15 protein-coding genes are annotated in these 17258 nt (G+C 70.5%); 4 read left to right on the top strand and 11 right to left on the bottom strand.

The genetic code is table 11. The features are described from left to right. Window positions 1–490 (bottom strand): AfsR/SARP family transcriptional regulator (locus tag J0695_RS32020; protein WP_307798832.1); only part of this gene is annotated, 490 nt, incomplete at its 3' end. A gap of 189 nt (window positions 491–679) precedes the next feature. On the opposite strand from J0695_RS32020, the gene J0695_RS32015 reads away from it, so the two are divergent. Then, window positions 680–2491 (top strand): serine/threonine-protein kinase, encoded by a 1812-nt coding sequence (locus tag J0695_RS32015; protein ID WP_206968044.1) that lies wholly within the window; start codon window positions 680–682, stop codon window positions 2489–2491. 7 nt (window positions 2492–2498) lie between these two features. On the opposite strand, the gene J0695_RS32010 is transcribed toward J0695_RS32015, so the two are convergent. Both J0695_RS32010 and J0695_RS32005 read right to left on the bottom strand, forming a co-directional pair. Further along, window positions 2499–2810, bottom strand: a complete 312-nt coding sequence (locus J0695_RS32010) for a hypothetical protein (protein WP_206968042.1) — start codon at window positions 2808–2810, stop codon at window positions 2499–2501. Next, a complete protein-coding gene (locus J0695_RS32005; RefSeq protein WP_206968040.1) occupies window positions 2716–4167 on the bottom strand; it encodes an SMI1/KNR4 family protein in 1452 nt (483 codons plus the stop codon). Before J0695_RS32005 ends, J0695_RS32010 begins: the two co-directional genes overlap by 95 nt. Window positions 4168–4393: 226 nt before the next feature. On the opposite strand from J0695_RS32005, the gene J0695_RS32000 reads away from it, so the two are divergent. Both J0695_RS32000 and J0695_RS31995 read left to right on the top strand, forming a co-directional pair. Next, complete coding sequence (locus J0695_RS32000) at window positions 4394–5944, top strand: pectate lyase family protein (protein WP_206968038.1); 1551 nt, start codon at window positions 4394–4396, stop codon at window positions 5942–5944. Between the two features lie 199 nt (window positions 5945–6143). Next, the gene (locus tag J0695_RS31995) at window positions 6144–7703 is read left to right on the top strand and encodes an aldehyde dehydrogenase family protein (RefSeq protein ID WP_206968036.1); all 1560 of its coding nucleotides are present in this window, start codon (window positions 6144–6146) and stop codon (window positions 7701–7703) included. An 18-nt stretch (window positions 7704–7721) separates the two neighbouring features. On the opposite strand, the gene J0695_RS31990 is transcribed toward J0695_RS31995, so the two are convergent. Continuing rightward, the gene (locus J0695_RS31990) at window positions 7722–8132 is read right to left on the bottom strand and encodes an organic hydroperoxide resistance protein (protein ID WP_206968034.1); all 411 of its coding nucleotides are present in this window, start codon (window positions 8130–8132) and stop codon (window positions 7722–7724) included. Window positions 8133–8233: 101 nt separating this feature from the next. Between J0695_RS31990 and J0695_RS31985 the strand changes: the two genes are divergently transcribed. Next, entirely contained in the window at window positions 8234–8695 is a 462-nt protein-coding gene (locus J0695_RS31985; protein ID WP_206968032.1) for a MarR family winged helix-turn-helix transcriptional regulator, read from the top strand. Here J0695_RS31985 and J0695_RS31980 read toward each other — a convergent pair. The 7 genes from J0695_RS31980 to J0695_RS31950 all read right to left on the bottom strand — a co-directional run bounded on the left by J0695_RS31980 (window position 8667) and on the right by J0695_RS31950 (window position 16962). Further along, window positions 8667–10580, bottom strand: a complete 1914-nt coding sequence (locus J0695_RS31980; protein WP_206968030.1) for a DUF2264 domain-containing protein — start codon at window positions 10578–10580, stop codon at window positions 8667–8669. The genes J0695_RS31985 and J0695_RS31980 overlap by 29 nt on opposite strands. Next, window positions 10577–11599, bottom strand: a complete 1023-nt coding sequence (locus J0695_RS31975; RefSeq protein WP_206968028.1) for a hydroxyacid dehydrogenase — start codon at window positions 11597–11599, stop codon at window positions 10577–10579. The genes J0695_RS31980 and J0695_RS31975 overlap by 4 nt, the downstream gene beginning before the upstream one ends. A 30-nt stretch (window positions 11600–11629) precedes the next feature. Continuing rightward, window positions 11630–12496, bottom strand: a complete 867-nt coding sequence (locus J0695_RS31970; RefSeq protein ID WP_206968026.1) for a carbohydrate ABC transporter permease — start codon at window positions 12494–12496, stop codon at window positions 11630–11632. After that, entirely contained in the window at window positions 12493–13476 is a 984-nt protein-coding gene (locus J0695_RS31965; protein ID WP_206968024.1) for a carbohydrate ABC transporter permease, read from the bottom strand. Before J0695_RS31965 ends, J0695_RS31970 begins: the two co-directional genes overlap by 4 nt. Window positions 13477–13516: 40 nt before the next feature. Then, a complete protein-coding gene (locus tag J0695_RS31960; protein ID WP_206968022.1) occupies window positions 13517–14860 on the bottom strand; it encodes an ABC transporter substrate-binding protein in 1344 nt (447 codons plus the stop codon). Between the two features lie 100 nt (window positions 14861–14960). Next, complete coding sequence (locus tag J0695_RS31955; protein WP_206968019.1) at window positions 14961–16070, bottom strand: substrate-binding domain-containing protein; 1110 nt, start codon at window positions 16068–16070, stop codon at window positions 14961–14963. A 76-nt stretch (window positions 16071–16146) separates the two neighbouring features. Further along, window positions 16147–16962: a putative protein N(5)-glutamine methyltransferase gene (locus tag J0695_RS31950; protein WP_206968017.1), complete on the bottom strand. Its 816-nt coding sequence runs from the start codon at window positions 16960–16962 to the stop codon at window positions 16147–16149. Window positions 16963–17258: the final 296 nt, after the last annotated feature.

The following is a 17258-nucleotide window of genomic DNA, read 5'->3' as shown; positions in this document are numbered from 1 at the left end:
CGGCCTGCGCGCGCAGGCCGGGCAGCCGGGCCAGGGGCTCGCCGCCGAACAGGGCGAGGGCGTCTCCAGAGGCGGATATCGCGGTGGCCAGGTCGCCGTCCTGCATGGAACGCTGCGCCACGGCGGCCAGTTCGTCGAACTCCGCCACATCGAGCCGGACCCCGTGGCTGCCGAACTTGTACCAGCCCTTGCCGCTGCGGATCACTGAATCGGCCGGTGAAGTCCCCGGGATGTCCAGCGCCTTGCGCAGCGGAAGGACATGGCTCGGCAGCACGCGGTGACCTGATGCCGGCGGCCGGGTGTCCCAGATGTCGTCGAGCAACTGCTCATGGCTCACCTGCCGGTCCGCGCGCAGCACCAGTGCGGCCAGTACGGCCTGCCGCCGGTCAGGACCCAGATCCAGCGGGATCGCACCGCGCCAGGCCCGCAACGGCCCGAGCAACGCGAACCGGAGTTGCTCTGGAGTCCCCGCGCCCACCCTGGCCTCCACCCCTGCATCATCGGAATTTCATCAGCATTGCAGCACCTTCGGCCACGGTGAGCGGGAGATCACAGAACCCGCACAGCGAAGGCGCAACGCCGGGCGCGGCCACGCCTCGGTCAGGTATATCAACAGCGTCTATTCTCAACCGAGTTGCATCGATGGCCAGGCGTGAAGAACCGGGGGAATCGCACCATCATGGGCGGTACAGGAGAAGGTGAAGGCGAGCGCGAAGACTGGCTCAACGGGGGCATCAAACCGCTCGCGGCAAGTGACCCCGCGCGCATCGGGCCGTATCTGCTGCTCGGCCGGCTCGGCGCCGGTGGCATGGGGCGGGTGTTTCTTGCGCGGTCGGACAGCGGGCGGACCGTCGCCGTGAAGGTCGTGCACGAGGAGCACGTCTCCGACGAGCGGTTCAGGGCGCGGTTCCGGCGCGAGATCGAGGCGGCACGGAAGGTCGGGGAGCGGTACACGGCGCCGGTACTCGATGCGGGTCCGGGCGACCAGCCGCCGTGGGTCGCCACGGGGTACGTTCCCGGGCTCTCGCTCGAGCAAGTCGTACGGCGGCACGGGCCGTTGCCTGCCGCGTCCCTGCACGCCCTCGCCGAGGGGCTGCTGAAGGCGCTCAAGGACATTCACGGCGCCGGGATCGTGCACCGCGACCTGAAGCCGTCCAACGTGATGCTGACCGTGGACGGTACGAAGGTCATCGACTTCGGGATCGCGCGGGCGCTCGAATCGTCCGTCGAGTCCATGGTGACCAGTACGGGACTGGTCGTCGGCTCTCCCGGGTTCATGTCGCCGGAGCAGGTGCGCGGTCTTGAGGTGGGCGCGGAGAGCGACGTGTTCAGCCTCGGGTGCGTGCTGACGTATGCGGCGACGGGGCAGCTGCCGTTCGGGCAGGGGGCCAGCAATCAGCACGCCGTGATGTTCCAGATCGTGGAGGGCGAGCCGGGTCTGTCGGGGGTCGGGGACGATTCGCTGCGCGCGTTCATCTCCCGGTGCCTGACCAAGGACATCGACCGGCGGCCAGGCGTCGACGAGCTGTTGGCGGATCCCGAGCGGACGCGTCCCCTCGCCTCACGCGGCGCCTGGCTGCCCGCGGGCGTCGTCGCGCACCTTGCGCAGCAGTCCGCACAGCTGCTCGACGCGGAGGCGGCGCCGCTTCGGGAGGAGCCCGCGGACCGGGCGACCGTCGGGTTGCGGCCGGCGGGCGGCACCCCCACCCCTGAAGTGGTCCTGGCGGGCAACGGAGCCAAGACACGGGAGCCCGGGAAGCGGCCCCGCCGACGCGTCACGTTCATTGCGCTGCCCATCGTCGCCGTCATCACCGTCGGCGGCGGTACGGTCGCCGTACTCCAGCCCTTCGGGATCGGCGGCGGGGGCGGAACGCACGCCCAGTCGCCGGGCAGCAGCGCGAATGTCGCTCCCGGTGTCAGTAACTCGCCGAGCGCGCCCAGCAGTTCGCCTGCCAAGGGCGGACACGGGAAGGGCGTGGACTCCGGCAAGGGCAAGGGTGACAAGAAGGGGCAGGACGGCAGCGGCGGGTCGGACCAGGAGAACGCCGGGGCGAGCAGCGGAAGTTCGGTGTCGCCGGGCAGTGGCAGTGGCAGTGGCAGTGGCGGCGGCAGTTCGTCCGGTGGCGGGTCCACCGCCACGAAACCGGCCGGCACTCCGGCCTCCGGCGGCGGAAGTTCGTCCGGCTCCGCGCCGCCCGCCATGAAGAGCTACAACGTGGCGTACAACCAGGGCTGTGTCGGGGCCTGCTCCATGCCGCTCACGGTGAGCTGGACCACGGTCTCCCGAGCGACCCGCTACGACATCCACTTCACCAACAAGGGCAGTAATTTCACCGCGAAGAACATCGACACCATTTATGCCACGGGCGGTACCAGCTACACGATCAAGGGCCCGTACTCCGGTGACGAGATCTGCGTCGCGGTGCGCGCGGCCAACAAGTACGGCGCTTCTGCCTGGGCCCAGACCTGGTGCGGCTCGGTGCCGTACTAGAAGGGCACTAGGGCGGCCCGGCGATGTCTGCCATGAGCTGGTCGCGCCAGCGCGGATCCAGGCGCTGGTTCAGAACGCTGCTCGCGGCCTGCTGGGGCGGCAGCCGTAGCGTGGCCGAGAGCGCCAGGGCCGCGCCTGCCAGCCGGTTCCAGGCCTCGCGGTCGGTCGGGCCGATGAGGTGGCGGCCGTTCTCGTCGCAGGCGGCCCGCGACGCCGCCCGCTCGTCAGCGGCGACGGTGCGCAGCCGCAGCCCGCGAGGCGTGTCGTCGTCGGGGACCGTGACCTCGCCCTGCCGGGCTGCCGCCAGTGCGGCGGCCACCTCCGGGTAGCCGTCGAGGCCGGTTTCCGCGGCGAGGTGGACCATCTGCGTCACCAGCGCCGAACGGAGACGGTCCTGCGGTGCACGGGCGAGTATCCGGGCCATGCGGTCGGCCGGGTTCTCGTAGTGCAGGCTCGGGCAGTACGGGGAGGAGCTGGGCGCTGGTGAGTTCGCCGCGGAGCGCGTCCGGGAGCAGGTCGATGCCCAACTCGGAGGTGAGTACGGAGCACACGGCACGCATCACGTCGCGCTCGCCAAGCGCACCGGAATCGGGCAGGCCGGGGAAGATCTGGTGCGGATCGGCTTCACCGGCCGGCCGGTGGGAGCGGCGGGTGTCGTACACGGTGACGAGCTCGCCGTTCTCGTAGAACGAGAGCTTGGTGAACCCGGAGAAGAAGAGGGAGACGGCACGCGTGCCACGGGACAACCGCCGCAGGACTTCGCCGCGGCTTCCCTCCCAGCGACCCTCCTCGATCCCGAAGGCCCACTCTCCTGTCCGGCCGGCGCGGACGGTGGGCAGGTAGCCGCTGGTCCAGGAGCGGCTCTCCTCATTGGCCACGCCGCGCGTGCGGTCCGCCCGGGTCCGGGCCAACGCGCCGAAACGGTCCAGGAGTTCGGAGGCGTCCACGCCATGGACGAAGGTGAGGCAGAAAGAGCCGTATTCACCGGCCCAGCCGTCCTCGGCGCGGGGCGTGAAGCGCCCGTGATCCGGTTCCGGCAGAGCTGCTTCCGTGGCCTCCGCCGCCTGCTCAAGGACGGAGCGCGGTGCGGGCAGTGGCTGCTGTACGTGCTCCCAGATGAGCTCCCCGTCGAAAGCGACCGGTGCGTACGCCAACGGCGAACCCATCGACAGGCCTTGCTCCAGGACGCCCGCCAGTTCGTGAAGCATGGCCGCGATCGAGGGCTGGTCCCCGAACCGGGTGCCCTCCCCGTTGAAGAAATCGCCGACCGCCCCGAAGGTGTCGCCCGGTCGGCAGTCGACGGCCAGTCCGTCCGCCGTGACACTGTCCGCGAACATGACGAACCGCGCGTGCCAGTAGTAGCCGTCGAGCAGCTCCGCGTCGTCCTCCTCGTCCCACAGCTCCTGGAACATCTGCCCGCGGTGCAGGATCTCCTCGACTCCCATCGGCCCGTCTCCGCCCGCGAAAGCGAACCGGAAAGCCCCTTTCACGGCACCGTCGTGCCGCCGCAGCGAGGCGACCAGATCGTCCGGGAGCTCCACGTCCAACTCTTGGGCCAGCGCGGCGATCGCGGCCGGGTCGGCGGGCGGGCGAAGAGTCGCGTACGTCTTCGGCGCATGCTTCCGCAGCCATGCGTCCATCCGGTCCCAGGACCGTTCCACGGAGTGATCAGCCATGTGTGGGATGAGACCACACGGCACTGACAACTGCGGGCTACCGGGCGACCAGCGGCACCACGGTCACCGTGCGGAAACGGCGACCGTCGCCGAGTACCTGGACCGCGCGGGGCTCTCCCGGGTCCGAGATCCGGCAGCGCAGGACCGGCAACCTAACGGCCCGCAGCAACCACTACGGCATGGAACGGCACCCACCCGGCATTCGAAGACGAATTGCGAGGCGACGATGCGACGACCAGTCGTAGTGAGATTCAGTGCGATCGCGGCCACGGCGGCATGTGTGGCCGCGGTCGGCGTGGCGCTGTCGATGCCCGAGGCATCGGCGGCGGCCGCGGGCGCCACCGGCTACGCGTCCCAGAACGGCGGGACCACGGGCGGAGCGGGCGGCCAGACGGTCAAGGCCACCACAGGGACCCAGATCCACGCGGCCCTGTGCGGCCGGGCCACCAGCAGCACCCCGATCATCATCCAGGTCGAGGGAACGATCAACCACGGCAACACCACCAAGGTGTCGGGCAGCAGCTGCAACACCGCCGCGGACCGGATCGAACTCAAGCAGATCAGCAACGTCACGATCGTCGGTGTCGGCAGTGGGGCCGTGTTCGATCAACTGGGCATCCACGTCCGCGAGTCGAGCAACATCATCATCCAGAACGTGACCGTCAGGAACGTCAAGAAGTCGGGCTCGCCCATATCCAATGGCGGCGACGCCATCGGCATGGAGACCGACGTCCGCAACGTCTGGGTCGATCACACCAGTCTTGAGGCGTCGGGCGGCGAGTCGGAGGGATACGACGGCCTCTTCGACCTGAAGGACAACACCCAGTACGTGACCCTGTCCTACAGCACCCTGCGCAACTCGGGCCGCGGCGGCCTCGTCGGCTCCAGCGAGACCGAGCTGTCGAACGGCTTCATCACGTACGACCACAACCTGTACGAGAACATCGACTCGCGCACGCCCCTGCTGCGCGGCGGCACGGCCCATATCTACAACAACTACTACGTGAGCCTGAACGAGTCAGGCATCAACTCCCGCGCCGGAGCGCACGCGAAGGTGGACAACAACTACTTCAAGGACTCCAAGGACGTCCTGGGCACCTTCTACACCTCGGCGGCCGGGTACTGGCAGGTCAGCGGCAACACCTTCGACAATGTGACCTGGTCGGCCCCCGGCAGCGAGAACAACCCGGCGGGCCCCGACCCGACGTCGAACACCACGGTCAGCATTCCCTACGCGTACACCCTCGACAACGCGAGCTGCGTACCGGCGCTCGTGACCCGTACGGCGGGCGCCAACAAGGGCCTGCTGGTCTCGGACGGCAGCTGCACGGTGACGTCGCCGAGCCCGACACCCACCTCCACCGGCAGCACGCCCACACCGACGCCGACCCCGACCGCAACTCCGCCCAGCGGGACCAACCTCAGCCTCGGAGCCGGCGCCGACGGCTCCAGCAAGGCCAGTGGGACGAGTTACGGCAACGTACTGGACGGGAGCCTGAGCACCTACTGGTCCCCGTCGGCCTCGACCGGCTCCATCTCGGTCAAGTGGGGCTCCGCCACCACCGTGTCGAAGGTCAACATCCGCGAGACGTCGGGCGCCGCGGGCCGCATCGGCTCCTGGCGGGTGCTCAACGGCGACACCGGCGCGGTGCTGACCTCCGGCAGCGGGGCGGGCGTCATCACGTTCCCCTCGGTCTCGGCGAAGAAGATCACCTTCGAGATCACCGGCGCGACCGGCACACCGCAGGTCGCCGAGTTCGAGACGTACGCCGGCTGACGGCGTGCCCGTCCCCGCAGGTGCCCACGCGGCGTCGGCGGGGACGGGCGGTTCCCTCACCCGGATGCAGCCTTGCCGGGAGAGGCGTAGGTCCCTACTGCGGCGGGACTTCCCGGGTCCTAAGCCGGTGCCGTGAGCGGCGCGCGGGACAGTCGTGGTGCCTAGGCTCGGTGGGAGACCACCGTGCCGGGAGGCGACCATGTCATTGCAGGTGAAGCCGGGGACATCATGGGCCGAGGTGTACGCGAGGTGCGTGCGCGCCGCCCCCGAGGCCTTCCAGGCCGGCCGGCTGAACAACCTGGAGCGCGGTGAGTGGCTCGCCAGCGGTACGCCCGGCGAGCACACCACCCCCGTCGACGGCAGCCCGATCCCCGGCCCGCCCCGGGTGGGCGCCGAGGACGCGGCCGCCGCCGTGGGCTGGGCCTGTGCCGAGCACCGGGCCTGGCAGCGGGTCGACCTGGACGAACGGCGTGCCAGGGTCAGCGCCGCCGTGGACGCGCTGGAGGCGCACCGCGAGCTGCTCGCGCTGCTGCTGGTCTGGGAGATCGGCAAGCCCTGGCGGCTCGCGCTCTCCGACGTGGACCGGTGCCTGGACGGAGTGCGCTGGTACGTGGGCGAGATCGAGCGGCAGATGCAGCTCGGCGGCGCGCGGAAGCCGCTGGACGGGCCCGTCTCCAACATCGCCAGCTGGAACTACCCCATGAGCGTCCAGGTGCACGCCGAACTGGTGCAGCTCCTCGCGGGCAACGCCGTGATCGCCAAGACGCCCAGCCAGGGCGGATTCCACTGTCTGACCCTCGCCCACGCCCTGATGCGCCGCTGCGACCTGCCGGTGACCCTGATCTCCGGCGTCGGCTCGCAGATCGGCAGCTCGCTCATCCGCGGCGATGGCCTCGGCGCGCTCGCCTTCGTCGGCGGACGCAGCAACGGCCGCAAGGCCGCCGCCGAACTCGCCGACACCGGCCGCCGCCACATGATCGAGCAGGAGGGGCTCAACGCCTGGGGCATCTGGGACTTCTCCCAGTGGGACGTGCTCGCCAAGCATCTGCGCAAGGGGTACGAGTACGGGAAGCAGCGGTGCACCGCCTACCCGCGCTTCGTCGTCCAGCGGAAGCTCTTCCCGCAGTTCCTGGAGACCTATCTCGCCGTCGCCACCGATCTGCGCTTCGGGCACCCGCTGGCCGTCGAGCACCCCGACGACGATCTGCCGGAGCTCGACTTCGGCCCGGTCATCCACGCGGCCAAGGCCGCCGAGCTGGCCCGCTACTACGACGAGGCGCTGCTCGGCGGCGCCGTACCGCTGCACCGGAGCCCGATGGAGGACGGACGTTTCGTCGACGGCCAGGACACCGGTGCGTACGCCGCCCCGGCCGCCGTCCTCGCGCCGCCCGCCAACTGGGCGCTGCGCCACCGTGAGCCCTTCGGACCGCTGGACTCGGTGGTGATCGTGGACTCCGAGAGCGAGCTGCTGGCCGAGATGAATGCCAGTAACGGCGCGCTCGTGGCGAGCATCGCGACCGACGACCAGGCATTCGCCGACCGCGTCGCCCCGGAGGTCCGCGCCTTCAAGGTCGGTGTGAACGCGCCCCGCAGCCGCGGCGACCGCGAGGAGCCCTTCGGCGGTGTGGGCGGCTCCTGGAAGGGGGCGTTCGTCGGCGGAGACCTGCTCGTACAGGCCGTGACGCAGCCCGCGGAAGAGGGCGGGCACGAGCTGCTGTACGGGAACTTCCCGGACTACAGCCAGTACCCGCCCCGCTGAAACAGGGTCTGCTGTCTGCTACTCGACGACGAGCTGGACCTCGATGTTGCCGCGGGTCGCCTTGGAGTACGGGCAGTACGCGTGCGTCGCCTCGACCAGCTCGCGGCCGGCCGCGGCCTCGATCGTGTCAGGCAGCTCCACGCGCATCACGACCGCGAGGCCGAAGCCCGTGTCGTCCTTGCCGATGGAGACCTCGGCGGTCACCGAGACGTCCTTGGTGTCGACCTTCATCTCGCGGCCGACGGCGCTCATCGCGCTGGCGAAACAGGCCGCGTACCCGGCGGCGAAGAGCTGCTCCGGGTTGGTCCCCTGGCCGTTGCCGCCCAGCGCCGGGGGCATGGCGAGGGTGAGGTCGATCTGGCCGTCGGAGCTCACGGCGCGGCCCTCGCGGCCGTTGGCGGTGGCGACAGCGGTGTACAGCGCGTCCATGGGGTGTCCCTCATCCGTAGATCGGTGGGTCGGCCCCATAAGAGTTGCACACGATTAAGTTGTGCACAACTCAATGGTGCGCGAGGAGCTACGCTGTCTCCATGACGTCATCCCTGCCCGCCGTGCCCGACGCGGAGCTTCTCCGCCTCGACCACCAGGTCTGCTTCTCCCTGCACGCCGCCTCGCGTGCGTTCGGCGGTGTCTATCGCGACGCCCTCAAGGACCTCGGGCTCACCTACCCCCAGTACCTGGTGATGATGGTGCTCTGGGAGCACGGGTCGCAGCCCGTCAAGGCGATCGGCGAGCAGCTGAGGCTCGACTCGGGGACGCTCTCGCCGCTGCTCAAGCGACTGGAGTCGGCAGGTCTGGTACGCCGCGAGCGCAGCGCCGCCGACGAGCGGTCGGTGACCGTCGAACTCACCGGCGCCGGGGCTGAGTTGAAGGAGAAGGCGCTGCCCGTACCGCGCCGCATCCTCGCCGCGACCGGCCTGGAGGTCGAGGAGATACTCGCCCTCCAGGCCTTGCTCGGGCGGCTTACGGGCGCGCTGGACCAGGCTCGCTGAGGAGCAGCTCGACGGTCAGCGGTTCGAAGGTGACACGGGTGGTGGAGTCGTCGTCGGCCCAGCGGAGCTCGATCGTGTCCGGTGTCGTCGATACGGCGGTCACCGCCTCGGCCAGAGGTGCGGGGGAGCCGGCCGCGGTGAGGGTGGCCAGCGACGCGTACAGCGCCGTGCCCTCCGCCTCGCCCGTCAGACGCGGCAGCAGCGCCCAGCGTGTGAACGCCGTGCCCTCGGGTGCGCGTATCTCGTCCTGACCGCTCCAGCCGTGCAGCGGGTGGAGCGCGGAGAGCAGGTCCTCCTCGGGTCCCGTCGCCCAGCCCGTCTGCTCCGCGCGGGCGCCGGGCGGCGCGCCGGTCACCCGGTGCACCCGTACCTCGTGGCGGCCTCTGGCGATCGTGACGCTCTCCACGCGCAGCCCCGGCTCCGTCGGCGGACCCTTGGGGAATACCGGGGTGTGCCAGGAGGCGGCCCAGCCCCAGCCGTCGCCGTGGCCCGCGCCGAGCGGGTGGATACGGCGGCGGGTCGAGCGGACGCCGGTGATCGCGACGGCGAAATGGTTGTCCGCGGCGTTGACGGCGGAGGTGGGTCCGGTACGGGTGGAGTACGCCTGGCGGCCGTAGTGCGGGTCGCTCTGGTGCGCGAACTCGCCCTCGTGCGGCCGCACATGGTCGCTGCCGTGATTGTGCAGCCGTACGATCCCGTCCTCCCGCGTGGACTGGATCAGCAGACCGGGAGCGGGTACGGAGAGAACCGTGTCCGGGCCCTCGCTCGGCGCCGCCTCCTCGGTCGCCGTCCAGAACGGATGGTCGGCGGGGGCGAGCAGCGACACGAACGCCTTGGACGCCCAGTACGGCGAAGCGGGCCCCGAGTACGGCTGGAGCGTGGCGTCGTGCGGGCCGTGCCAGCCCAGCGAGAGCAGCCCGTCCTCACCCGTGGCCCCGCGGTCCAGGAAGTGGCGAAGGGTGCCGCTGGCCACCCGGCGCGAGGCGCCCGGGGTGAGCGGGGTGTGGCCCGTGAGGGCGCCGAGGCTCACCGCGCTGGAGGCCGCGAACCGGTACGTGAGCGAGCGGCCGAAGTGGATCGGGGCGCCGTCCCCGCCGAACAGCAGCGAGAAGCTCTCCAGGTGCTCGCGCAGCCGCGCGCCGAAGTGGTCGGAGAGCGCGGAGTCGGCGGCGAGGTGGGCGTGGAGCATCGGGTAGAGGTGCAGCGCCCAGCCGTTGTAGTGGTCGAAGGCGCGGCCGTCGCCGTCGGCGTACCAGCCCTGACCGCGGTACCAGGACTCCATCAGGTCAAGGGCGCGCTCCTGGGCGCGGACGGTCTCGGCGTCGCCGCGGCCCACCGACTCCAGGAATCCGGCCACGGTGTACGGGAAGAGGTACCAGTTGTTGGGCGCGGGCGTGTGGCGCAGCGAGCCGCGCAGCCACTCCTCGGCGCGGTCCTGGGCGCCGGAGTCCAGGCGGTCCCAGAGCCACGGGCGGGTCAGGCGCAGACCGAGGGCGACGGACGCGGACTCGACCATGGGCTGGCCGAAGACCGTGTGGTCCAGGATCAGCGGCCAGGACTCGGCGTCGTCACGGCCCGGGGTGCGGGTGCCCGCCACCAGGCCCTGGGCGTAGCGGTCCAGCCAGCCGTGCGGGTCCTTGCCGTCGGCGCCCGCGACGCGGAAAGCGGCGGCCAGGAACGTACGGGCGTACCCCTCCAGGCCGTCCGAGCGCACCCCGGACGCGGAGGGGCGTCCCGGCAGGTCGAGCAGGGCGCCCTGCGGGGTGGCCCACTGCCAGGCGGCGTGCAGCAGACCGTCGGCCGCCGCTTCCCAGTGGGCGCGGGTCAGCCCGGTGTGCGGGCTCAGGTCGTTGTCGTACGGCGGCAGCCGGAGGGAGTCGTTCATGCGAGGGAAGCCCGCCTTTCGTTGCGTACGGGATGGGCGAAACCGTCGCCCGCGGCCCACCGGGCGACCTCGTCGACGGCGAGGTCGGCGAGGCGGCGCCATTCGTTGCCCTGGGATCCTGCGAGGTGCGGGGTGATCAGTGCGTTCTCGCACTCCCACAGGGGGTCGTCCGGCGGGAGCGGCTCGGGGTCGGTGACGTCGAGTACCGCCCGGATACGGCCCTCCTCGAGGGCGTCGACGAGGGCGTGGCGGTCGACGACCGGGCCGCGCGAGGTGTTGATGAGGGTGGCGTCCTGCCGCATCAGCGCGAGGAGTTCGCGGCTGACCAGGCCACGGGTGACCGGAAGCAGCGGGGTGTGGACGCTCACGATGTCGCTCTGCGCGAAGAGTTCGGGCAGTGCGGCCGACTCGGCGCCGAGCGCCGCCGCCTCCTCGGGGGTGACGAAGGGGTCGTACAGGAGGATCCGCAGATCGTAAGGCTGGAGCAGTTCGATCACCCTGCGGCCGATCAGCGAGGCCGAGAGGATGCCCACCGTGCGGCGGTAGTTGCCCACCTCTGCGGGGGTGCGCAGGAAGTTGTCACGGCGGCGGGTGGCGCGGAATTCGCGGGCGCGCTCCAGTACGCGCTTCCCCGCCAGGAGGATCATCGCGACGGTGTACTCGGCGACCGGGACGGCGTTGGCCGCGGCCGCCGATGAGACCTCGATGCCGCGTTCCCAGCAGGCCTCGGTGACATGGCCGCGCACCGAGCCCGCCGTGTGGACGACGGCCCGCAGCCGGGGCGCGGCATCCAGGACGGCGGCGTCGAGGGGCGGACAGCCCCAGCCGGTGATGAGCACCTCCGTGTCGGCGAGCACGGCACGGGCCCGGTCGGTGGTGAGGTCGTCAAGGACGGGCGGCGGCGCGAGATCGCAGATCTCGCCGAGCGCGGCCAGGGTTTCGGGGTCGAGCACCGCCGCCGCCGCGTCCTTGGACATGGCAACGGCGGCGCGCGGTCGGGCAGTTGGAGCGTGGGACATGGATCTCCTGAGACGTCTTGCTGCTGGCCGCTACTTGACGGAACCGGCGGTGAGCCCCGACTTCCAGAAGCGCTGCAGCAGGATGAAGGCGAGGATCAGCGGCAGGACCGCGAGCAGCGAACCCATGATCACGACCTGGTAGTACTCGGGCGACACGGTGGCCGAACTGTTCCAGGTGTAGAGACCGAGGCTGACCGGATAGAGCTTCTGGTTCGAGAGCATCACCATCGGCAGGAAGAAGTTGTTCCAGATCGCGGTCAGCTGGAAGAGGAAGACGGTGACCACACCCGGGCCCAGCATCCGCAGCGAGACCCGCAGATACGTCTTCAGCTCGCCCGCGCCGTCCATCCGCGCCGCTTCCAGGACCTCGTTGGGCACGTACCCCTGGCTGAACATCCGGCCGAGGTAGACACCGAAGGGGTTGAAGAGGACGGGGATGAAGACCGACCAGAAGGTGTTGACCAGACCGGTCGCCGACGCCATCAGATACAGCGGCAGCGCAAGGACGGTCTGCGGGACCATCACCGCGGCGAGCACCAGGCCGAAGAGCTTCTCCTTGTGCTGGAAGCGGTACTTGTCGAAGGCGTACCCGCAGGCGATGCTCACCATCGCGCCGATGCCGGCGCCGAGGACCGCGTACAGCAGGCTGTTGCCGTACCAGCGGGTGTAGATCCCGTCGTCCATCGAGAAGAGGTTGCGCAGGTTCTGCACGAAGGAGAAGTCGTGCAGCGAGAAGATGCTGCCGCCGGACAGCGCGTCCTGCTTCTTGCTCGCGGCCAGCACCAGCCAGAGCGCCGGGAGCAGCGTGTAGAGGACGGAGAGGCCGACGACGATCTTGACCGTGGTGCGGCCGAGGAGGCGGGGGCGCAGGGCTGAGGCGGTGTCGAGAGTGCTCATCGGGCGTTCTCCTCGGGGGAGTCGGCGCGGTTGGTCCAGCGGGTGACGCCGTACGACAGGGCGATGGTGACGACGAGCAGCACGACGGACGCGGCCGCCGCCATGCCGTAGTTGTTACGGGTGAAGGCCGCGTCGTAGATGTACATGCTGGGCGAGTACCGCTGGCTGATCATGGGCGTCGCCAGACTGAGCAGCTTCGGCTCGGTGAACAGCTGAAGCGCCCAGATCAGGGTGAAGATCGCGACCATCACGATCGACGGACGCACCAGCGGCGTCTTGACCTGGAGGGCGGAGCGCACCGGGCCCGCGCCGTCCACCACCGAGGCTTCGATGACCTCGCGCGGCACGGCCTGCAGGGCCGCGTAGAAGACGACCATGTTGTAGCCGAGGTTGGACCAGAGCGAGATGTTCACGATCGCGGGCAGCACGGTGTGGACGCCCAGGAAGTCGATCGTGATGTCGCCCTTGGCGAACAGCTCGATGATCGGGCTGAGTCCTGGTGTGTAGAGGTAGAGCCAGATCAGCGCGGCGATGATGCCGGGCACCGCGTGCGGCAGGAACAGGGCGAGCTGGGCCCACGACCGCAGGCGTACGACGCCCGAGTCGAGCAGCAGCGCAAGACCGAGGGAGCCGATCACCATCAGCGGGATGTAGATCAGGCAGTACAGGGCGACGGTCCCGAGACCGCCGAGGAAGGTCGGGTCGGTGAGCACGGCCGCGTAACTGCGCAGCCCCACGAAGACCGTGTGCTCGGGGCCGAAGCCGAGACCCGGTTCGTCCTGGCTGAAGAAGCTCAGCCAGACCGCGGTGCCGACCGGTATCAGGAAGACCGTCACCAGGAGGGCGAAGAAGGGGGTCATCAGGACGGATGCGGCGCCGAGTTCACGGCGGCGGGCGCCCCTGCGGGTGGAGCGCGGGCGGGCGGCCGGCGCGGCCTTTTCTGCGGGCGCCGTGGTGGCGGAAGGTGCTGTGGTGGTCATGGCGTGGTGTCACCTGCCTCTCTGGGTGCGGGGATGCCGGTCACTTGCTGTGCTCGGACACGGAGAGACCGAGCGCCTTCAGGTCCGGCATGGTGCCCTGCTGGGCCGCGCGCAGTGCGTCGGTCAGCGAGCCCTGGCCTGCGCTGACCCGGGCGAATCCGTCCTGCAGCACGGAGTTCGTGGCCGACATCCGCGGCCCCCACACCCAGCCGTCGCGGATCTTGTGCGCCTCCTCGTCGAAGAGGGTGTAGATGTCCTGGCCGCTGTAGTACGAGCGGTCGAAGGCGGCGCGGCCGGGGGCGACCAGAGCGGGCACCGCCGGGTACTGGCTGCTGGCGCCGCTGGTGAGCCGGGCGCGCAGCGAGTCGGGGCTGGAGACCTGCCACTCGATGAACTCCATGGCGGCTTCCGGGTGCCGGCAGTCCTTGGTGATCGCGAAGGTCGAGCCGCCCTGGGTGCCGAGCGCCGGGTGCGCGGGGTCCCACTGCGGCAGCGGGGCGATCTTCCACTTGCCCTTCTGGCCGGGCTGGGCCCGCATCTGGGCCCCGGCCTCCCAGGCGCCGGTGAGCCTGACCAGGAACTGGCCGTTGGTGATCTGGGCGTCGCCCTGCTTGGTGTTCAGCGGGTTCATGAAGACCAGGCCCTGGTCGTACAGCCGCTGCCAGTACGCCGCCGCCCTGCGACTCGGGGTGTCGGACATCGAGACGTTCCACGCGCCGCTGCTCGTGTCGAACCACTGGCCGCCCGCCTGCCAGGCGAACGCGGCCATCGAAGAGGCGCCGTCGGTGGGGAAGAGGGCGAGTTTCCGGCCGCCCCCCTTGCTCCGTACCTTCTTCGCCGTTTCCTCGAACTCCTCCCAGGTGCGCGGCAGTTGGAGTCCGTACTTCTCGAAGAGGTCGGTGCGGTAGTGCATCACCATCGGCTCGACGTCGAGCGGTACGGCGAAGACGCGCTTGTCGAAGGTGGTGAGACCCAGTGCCTGCGGCAGAAGCTTGGCGCGCAGGCCGTCGCTGACGAGCGAGGTGATGTCGCGGGCGACACCGTCGATCGCGAAGGTGGGCACCTGGGGGTACTCGATGGTGGCGACGTCCGGGGCGTTGCCCGCACGGGCCGCGTTGCTCAGCTTGGCGTAGCCGCCCTGATCACCCGACGGTATCTGCTGGTACACGACCTTGATGCGGTCGTGGGTCTTGTTGAACTCGTCCACCACTTCCTTGCTGCCGCGCAGCGCGGACCAGAAGGTGATGGTGGTCGTCCTGCTCTTGCTCGTACTGCTCGTACTGCTCGATCGCTCGGCTCCGTCGCTGCAGGCGTTCAGTACACCTGTCAGAGGCAGAGCAGCTACTGCGGCGAGCACGGATCGACGGCTTTGTCGGCCGGGCATGGGCGCCTCCCGCGGCTCCTGTTCGGGACACGGGAATACTGATCGCCTGACCGGTCCGGGTCAATAGATCGATCAGAAGAAACCTGAAGCGGTCAAACGCTCACTCGGCTACGGCGGTTGGCGCCTGCGCCGAGCCGCGCACCTTCAGCTCGGGCATCAGCTCGACCCTGCGTACGGAAGCGGTCCCCGCACCGACCGGCTGGTCCAGGCGGTGCAGCAGCAGCTCGGCGGCGGCCCGCCCGATCTCCGCCTTGGGCGGGGCGACCGCCGTCAGCGGCGTACCGCCGAGCGCCGCCACCATGTCGTCGTACGCCACCACCGAGCAGTCCTGCGGCACCCGCACCCCGTCGTCGCTCAGCTGCTGTACGAGCATCAGCGCGTCCACGTCCCCGTGCAGCACCGCCGCCGTGGCGCCCCGCTCCCGAAGCAGCGCCGCGAGACCCGGCTGCGGTCCACGGTCCACGGCAGGCTCGGCGTCCGCGTCGGGGGCGCTCAGCGTCATGGCCCAGTCGTCGATCTCCGGCCGGTCCGCGGCGATCTGGGCGAAGGCCGCGCGGATCGCGCGCGCGGTCGGGCTGTCGTTGCGGGAGGCCAGCACGATCCGGCGGTGACCCAGCGCGACGAGGTGCTCCACGGCCAGATGCGTGCCGTACCAGTGGTCGGAGCAGACCGAGTCCATCGCGTGCAGCGCACTGCCCGGCCGGGGCCTGCGCTCCATCAGCACGGCCGGCACCTTCACCTGCGCCAGCCAGCCGTAGTCCGCCTGCTCGGCTGCGGCGCTGCGCCACCGCGGAGCGATCAGCAGACCCCGCGCCCCGTCGGCCAACGCCCGCTCCACGATGGACTGTTCGGCCCCCGCCGCCCGCGGTGCGATGTGCAGGGCGATACGCATCCCCGCCGCCTCCAGGACGGTCCGCGCGCCGTGCAGCGTCTCGTAGAGATACGAGTGCCGCTCAGGGACGACCAGAGCGACCGCATCACCGTCGGCCGGCGGCTGCCCGGAGGAGGAGGCCGCCTCGACCGGAGCCATGGAACGCGCCACCCCATGGCCGCGCCGCAGCTTCCCCTCCCGCGCCAGCTCCTCGACGTCCCGCCGGAGCGTGACCACCGAAACCGCCAACTCGGCCGCCAGATCGATCACTTTGACCGATCCGCGCGACTGCACCGCCGACAGTATCCGCCTGCGCCTGAGATCGACCGGCTCCCGCATGCTGAGGCCCCCTCGCCGTGCTGTGTTCGTTTGAACGCTTCGGCCGCAGCATAACGATCGTCGACTGTCCGGGGTGTCAATTCGGCAGGACTGCCCCTGAGACCGGCAGCCCGGCGACGACGACGGTGGCGTACCACTCCTCGCTGGTCACCACCTGAGCAAGCAGCCCGCTGCCGACGACGGTCGCCACCGCCTCCTCCGCCTGCCGCTCACTCACCTCGAACAGCAGGTGCCCGCCCGGCGCCAGCCACCCCGGCGCCGCGGCGGCCACCCGCCGCAGCACATCGAGCCCGTCCGCACCGCCGTCCAGCGCCACACGCGCCTCGTGGTCCCTGGCCTCCGCGGGCAGCAGCCCGACCTTCGCCGTCGGTACGTACGGCACATTGGCGATCAGCACATCGACGCGCCCGCGCAGCGCCACCGGCAGTGGCTCGAAGAGATCACCCTCGTACGTGAACCCGCCCACCTCCGCCACATTCCGCCGCGCACACCGCACCGCGGCCGGGTCGATGTCGGCGGCATGCAGCTCGCCCCCGCCCAGCGCCGAGACCAGGGCGGCGCCCAGCGCTCCGGAACCGCAGCACAGGTCGATGACGACCGCCCGCGGCGGAGCGAGCGCGACAGCCTGCCGCACCAGGAACTCCGTACGGCGGCGCGGTACGAAGACACCGGCGTCGACGGCATAACGCCGGCCGTCGAACTCGGCCCAGCCCAGCACGTGTTCAAGAGGAAGACCGCCGATACGGCGCTCCACCATGGCGGCGAGCTCGACCGGATCCGGCGCGGCGGCGAGCAACAGCTCCGCCTCGTCCTCGGCGAACACACAGCCGGCGGCACGGAGTCTGGTGACGAGCGCGGAGAAGGAGAAAGAGGAAGACGGGGTGAGCGGCACAGGAGAACCTTTCGCGATACCGAAGGGCGCTCCCGCGGTCACCTACGTCTACGTCCGAAACGTCGGATGAACCGTACAGCCGTGAAAGGAGAGCACCCGGCCTGTTCCAGCGCTGATGGGTCTCACCTCCTCGTCCGGTCCACCGATGTGGAGACGGCCACGGTACTCGATGCACCCTCAGCGCGTGACGCCGTCGGACCCCCGCCGCCCCCGCCCGCCGCCCGACCCCCGGCCGGCTCCAGCCGCTGCTCCGCCGCGGCGACGTCCTCGGCGGGAAGTGCCCGTACGACCGGCCG

It is taken from the genome of Streptomyces beijiangensis, assembly GCF_017315755.1.
GTDB lineage: Bacteria > Actinomycetota > Actinomycetes > Streptomycetales > Streptomycetaceae > Streptomyces > Streptomyces beijiangensis.
Note: the sequence above shows the minus strand (reverse complement) of the source record. Positions and strands in the feature narration are given on the sequence as shown.

Coding starts and splice junctions, on each gene's coding strand:
- J0695_RS31975 (WP_206968028.1), bottom strand. CDS start 11,599: ATGTCCCACGCTCCAACTGCCCGACCGCGCGCCGCCGTTGCCATGTCC.
- J0695_RS31995 (WP_206968036.1), top strand. CDS start 6,144: ATGTCATTGCAGGTGAAGCCGGGGACATCATGGGCCGAGGTGTACGCG.
- J0695_RS31985 (WP_206968032.1), top strand. CDS start 8,234: ATGACGTCATCCCTGCCCGCCGTGCCCGACGCGGAGCTTCTCCGCCTC.
- J0695_RS31965 (WP_206968024.1), bottom strand. CDS start 13,476: ATGACCACCACAGCACCTTCCGCCACCACGGCGCCCGCAGAAAAGGCC.
- J0695_RS32000 (WP_206968038.1), top strand. CDS start 4,394: ATGCGACGACCAGTCGTAGTGAGATTCAGTGCGATCGCGGCCACGGCG.
- J0695_RS31980 (WP_206968030.1), bottom strand. CDS start 10,580: ATGAACGACTCCCTCCGGCTGCCGCCGTACGACAACGACCTGAGCCCG.
- J0695_RS31990 (WP_206968034.1), bottom strand. CDS start 8,132: ATGGACGCGCTGTACACCGCTGTCGCCACCGCCAACGGCCGCGAGGGC.
- J0695_RS31960 (WP_206968022.1), bottom strand. CDS start 14,860: ATGCCCGGCCGACAAAGCCGTCGATCCGTGCTCGCCGCAGTAGCTGCT.
- J0695_RS31955 (WP_206968019.1), bottom strand. CDS start 16,070: ATGCGGGAGCCGGTCGATCTCAGGCGCAGGCGGATACTGTCGGCGGTG.
- J0695_RS31970 (WP_206968026.1), bottom strand. CDS start 12,496: ATGAGCACTCTCGACACCGCCTCAGCCCTGCGCCCCCGCCTCCTCGGC.
- J0695_RS32005 (WP_206968040.1), bottom strand. CDS start 4,167: ATGGCTGATCACTCCGTGGAACGGTCCTGGGACCGGATGGACGCATGG.
- J0695_RS32015 (WP_206968044.1), top strand. CDS start 680: ATGGGCGGTACAGGAGAAGGTGAAGGCGAGCGCGAAGACTGGCTCAAC.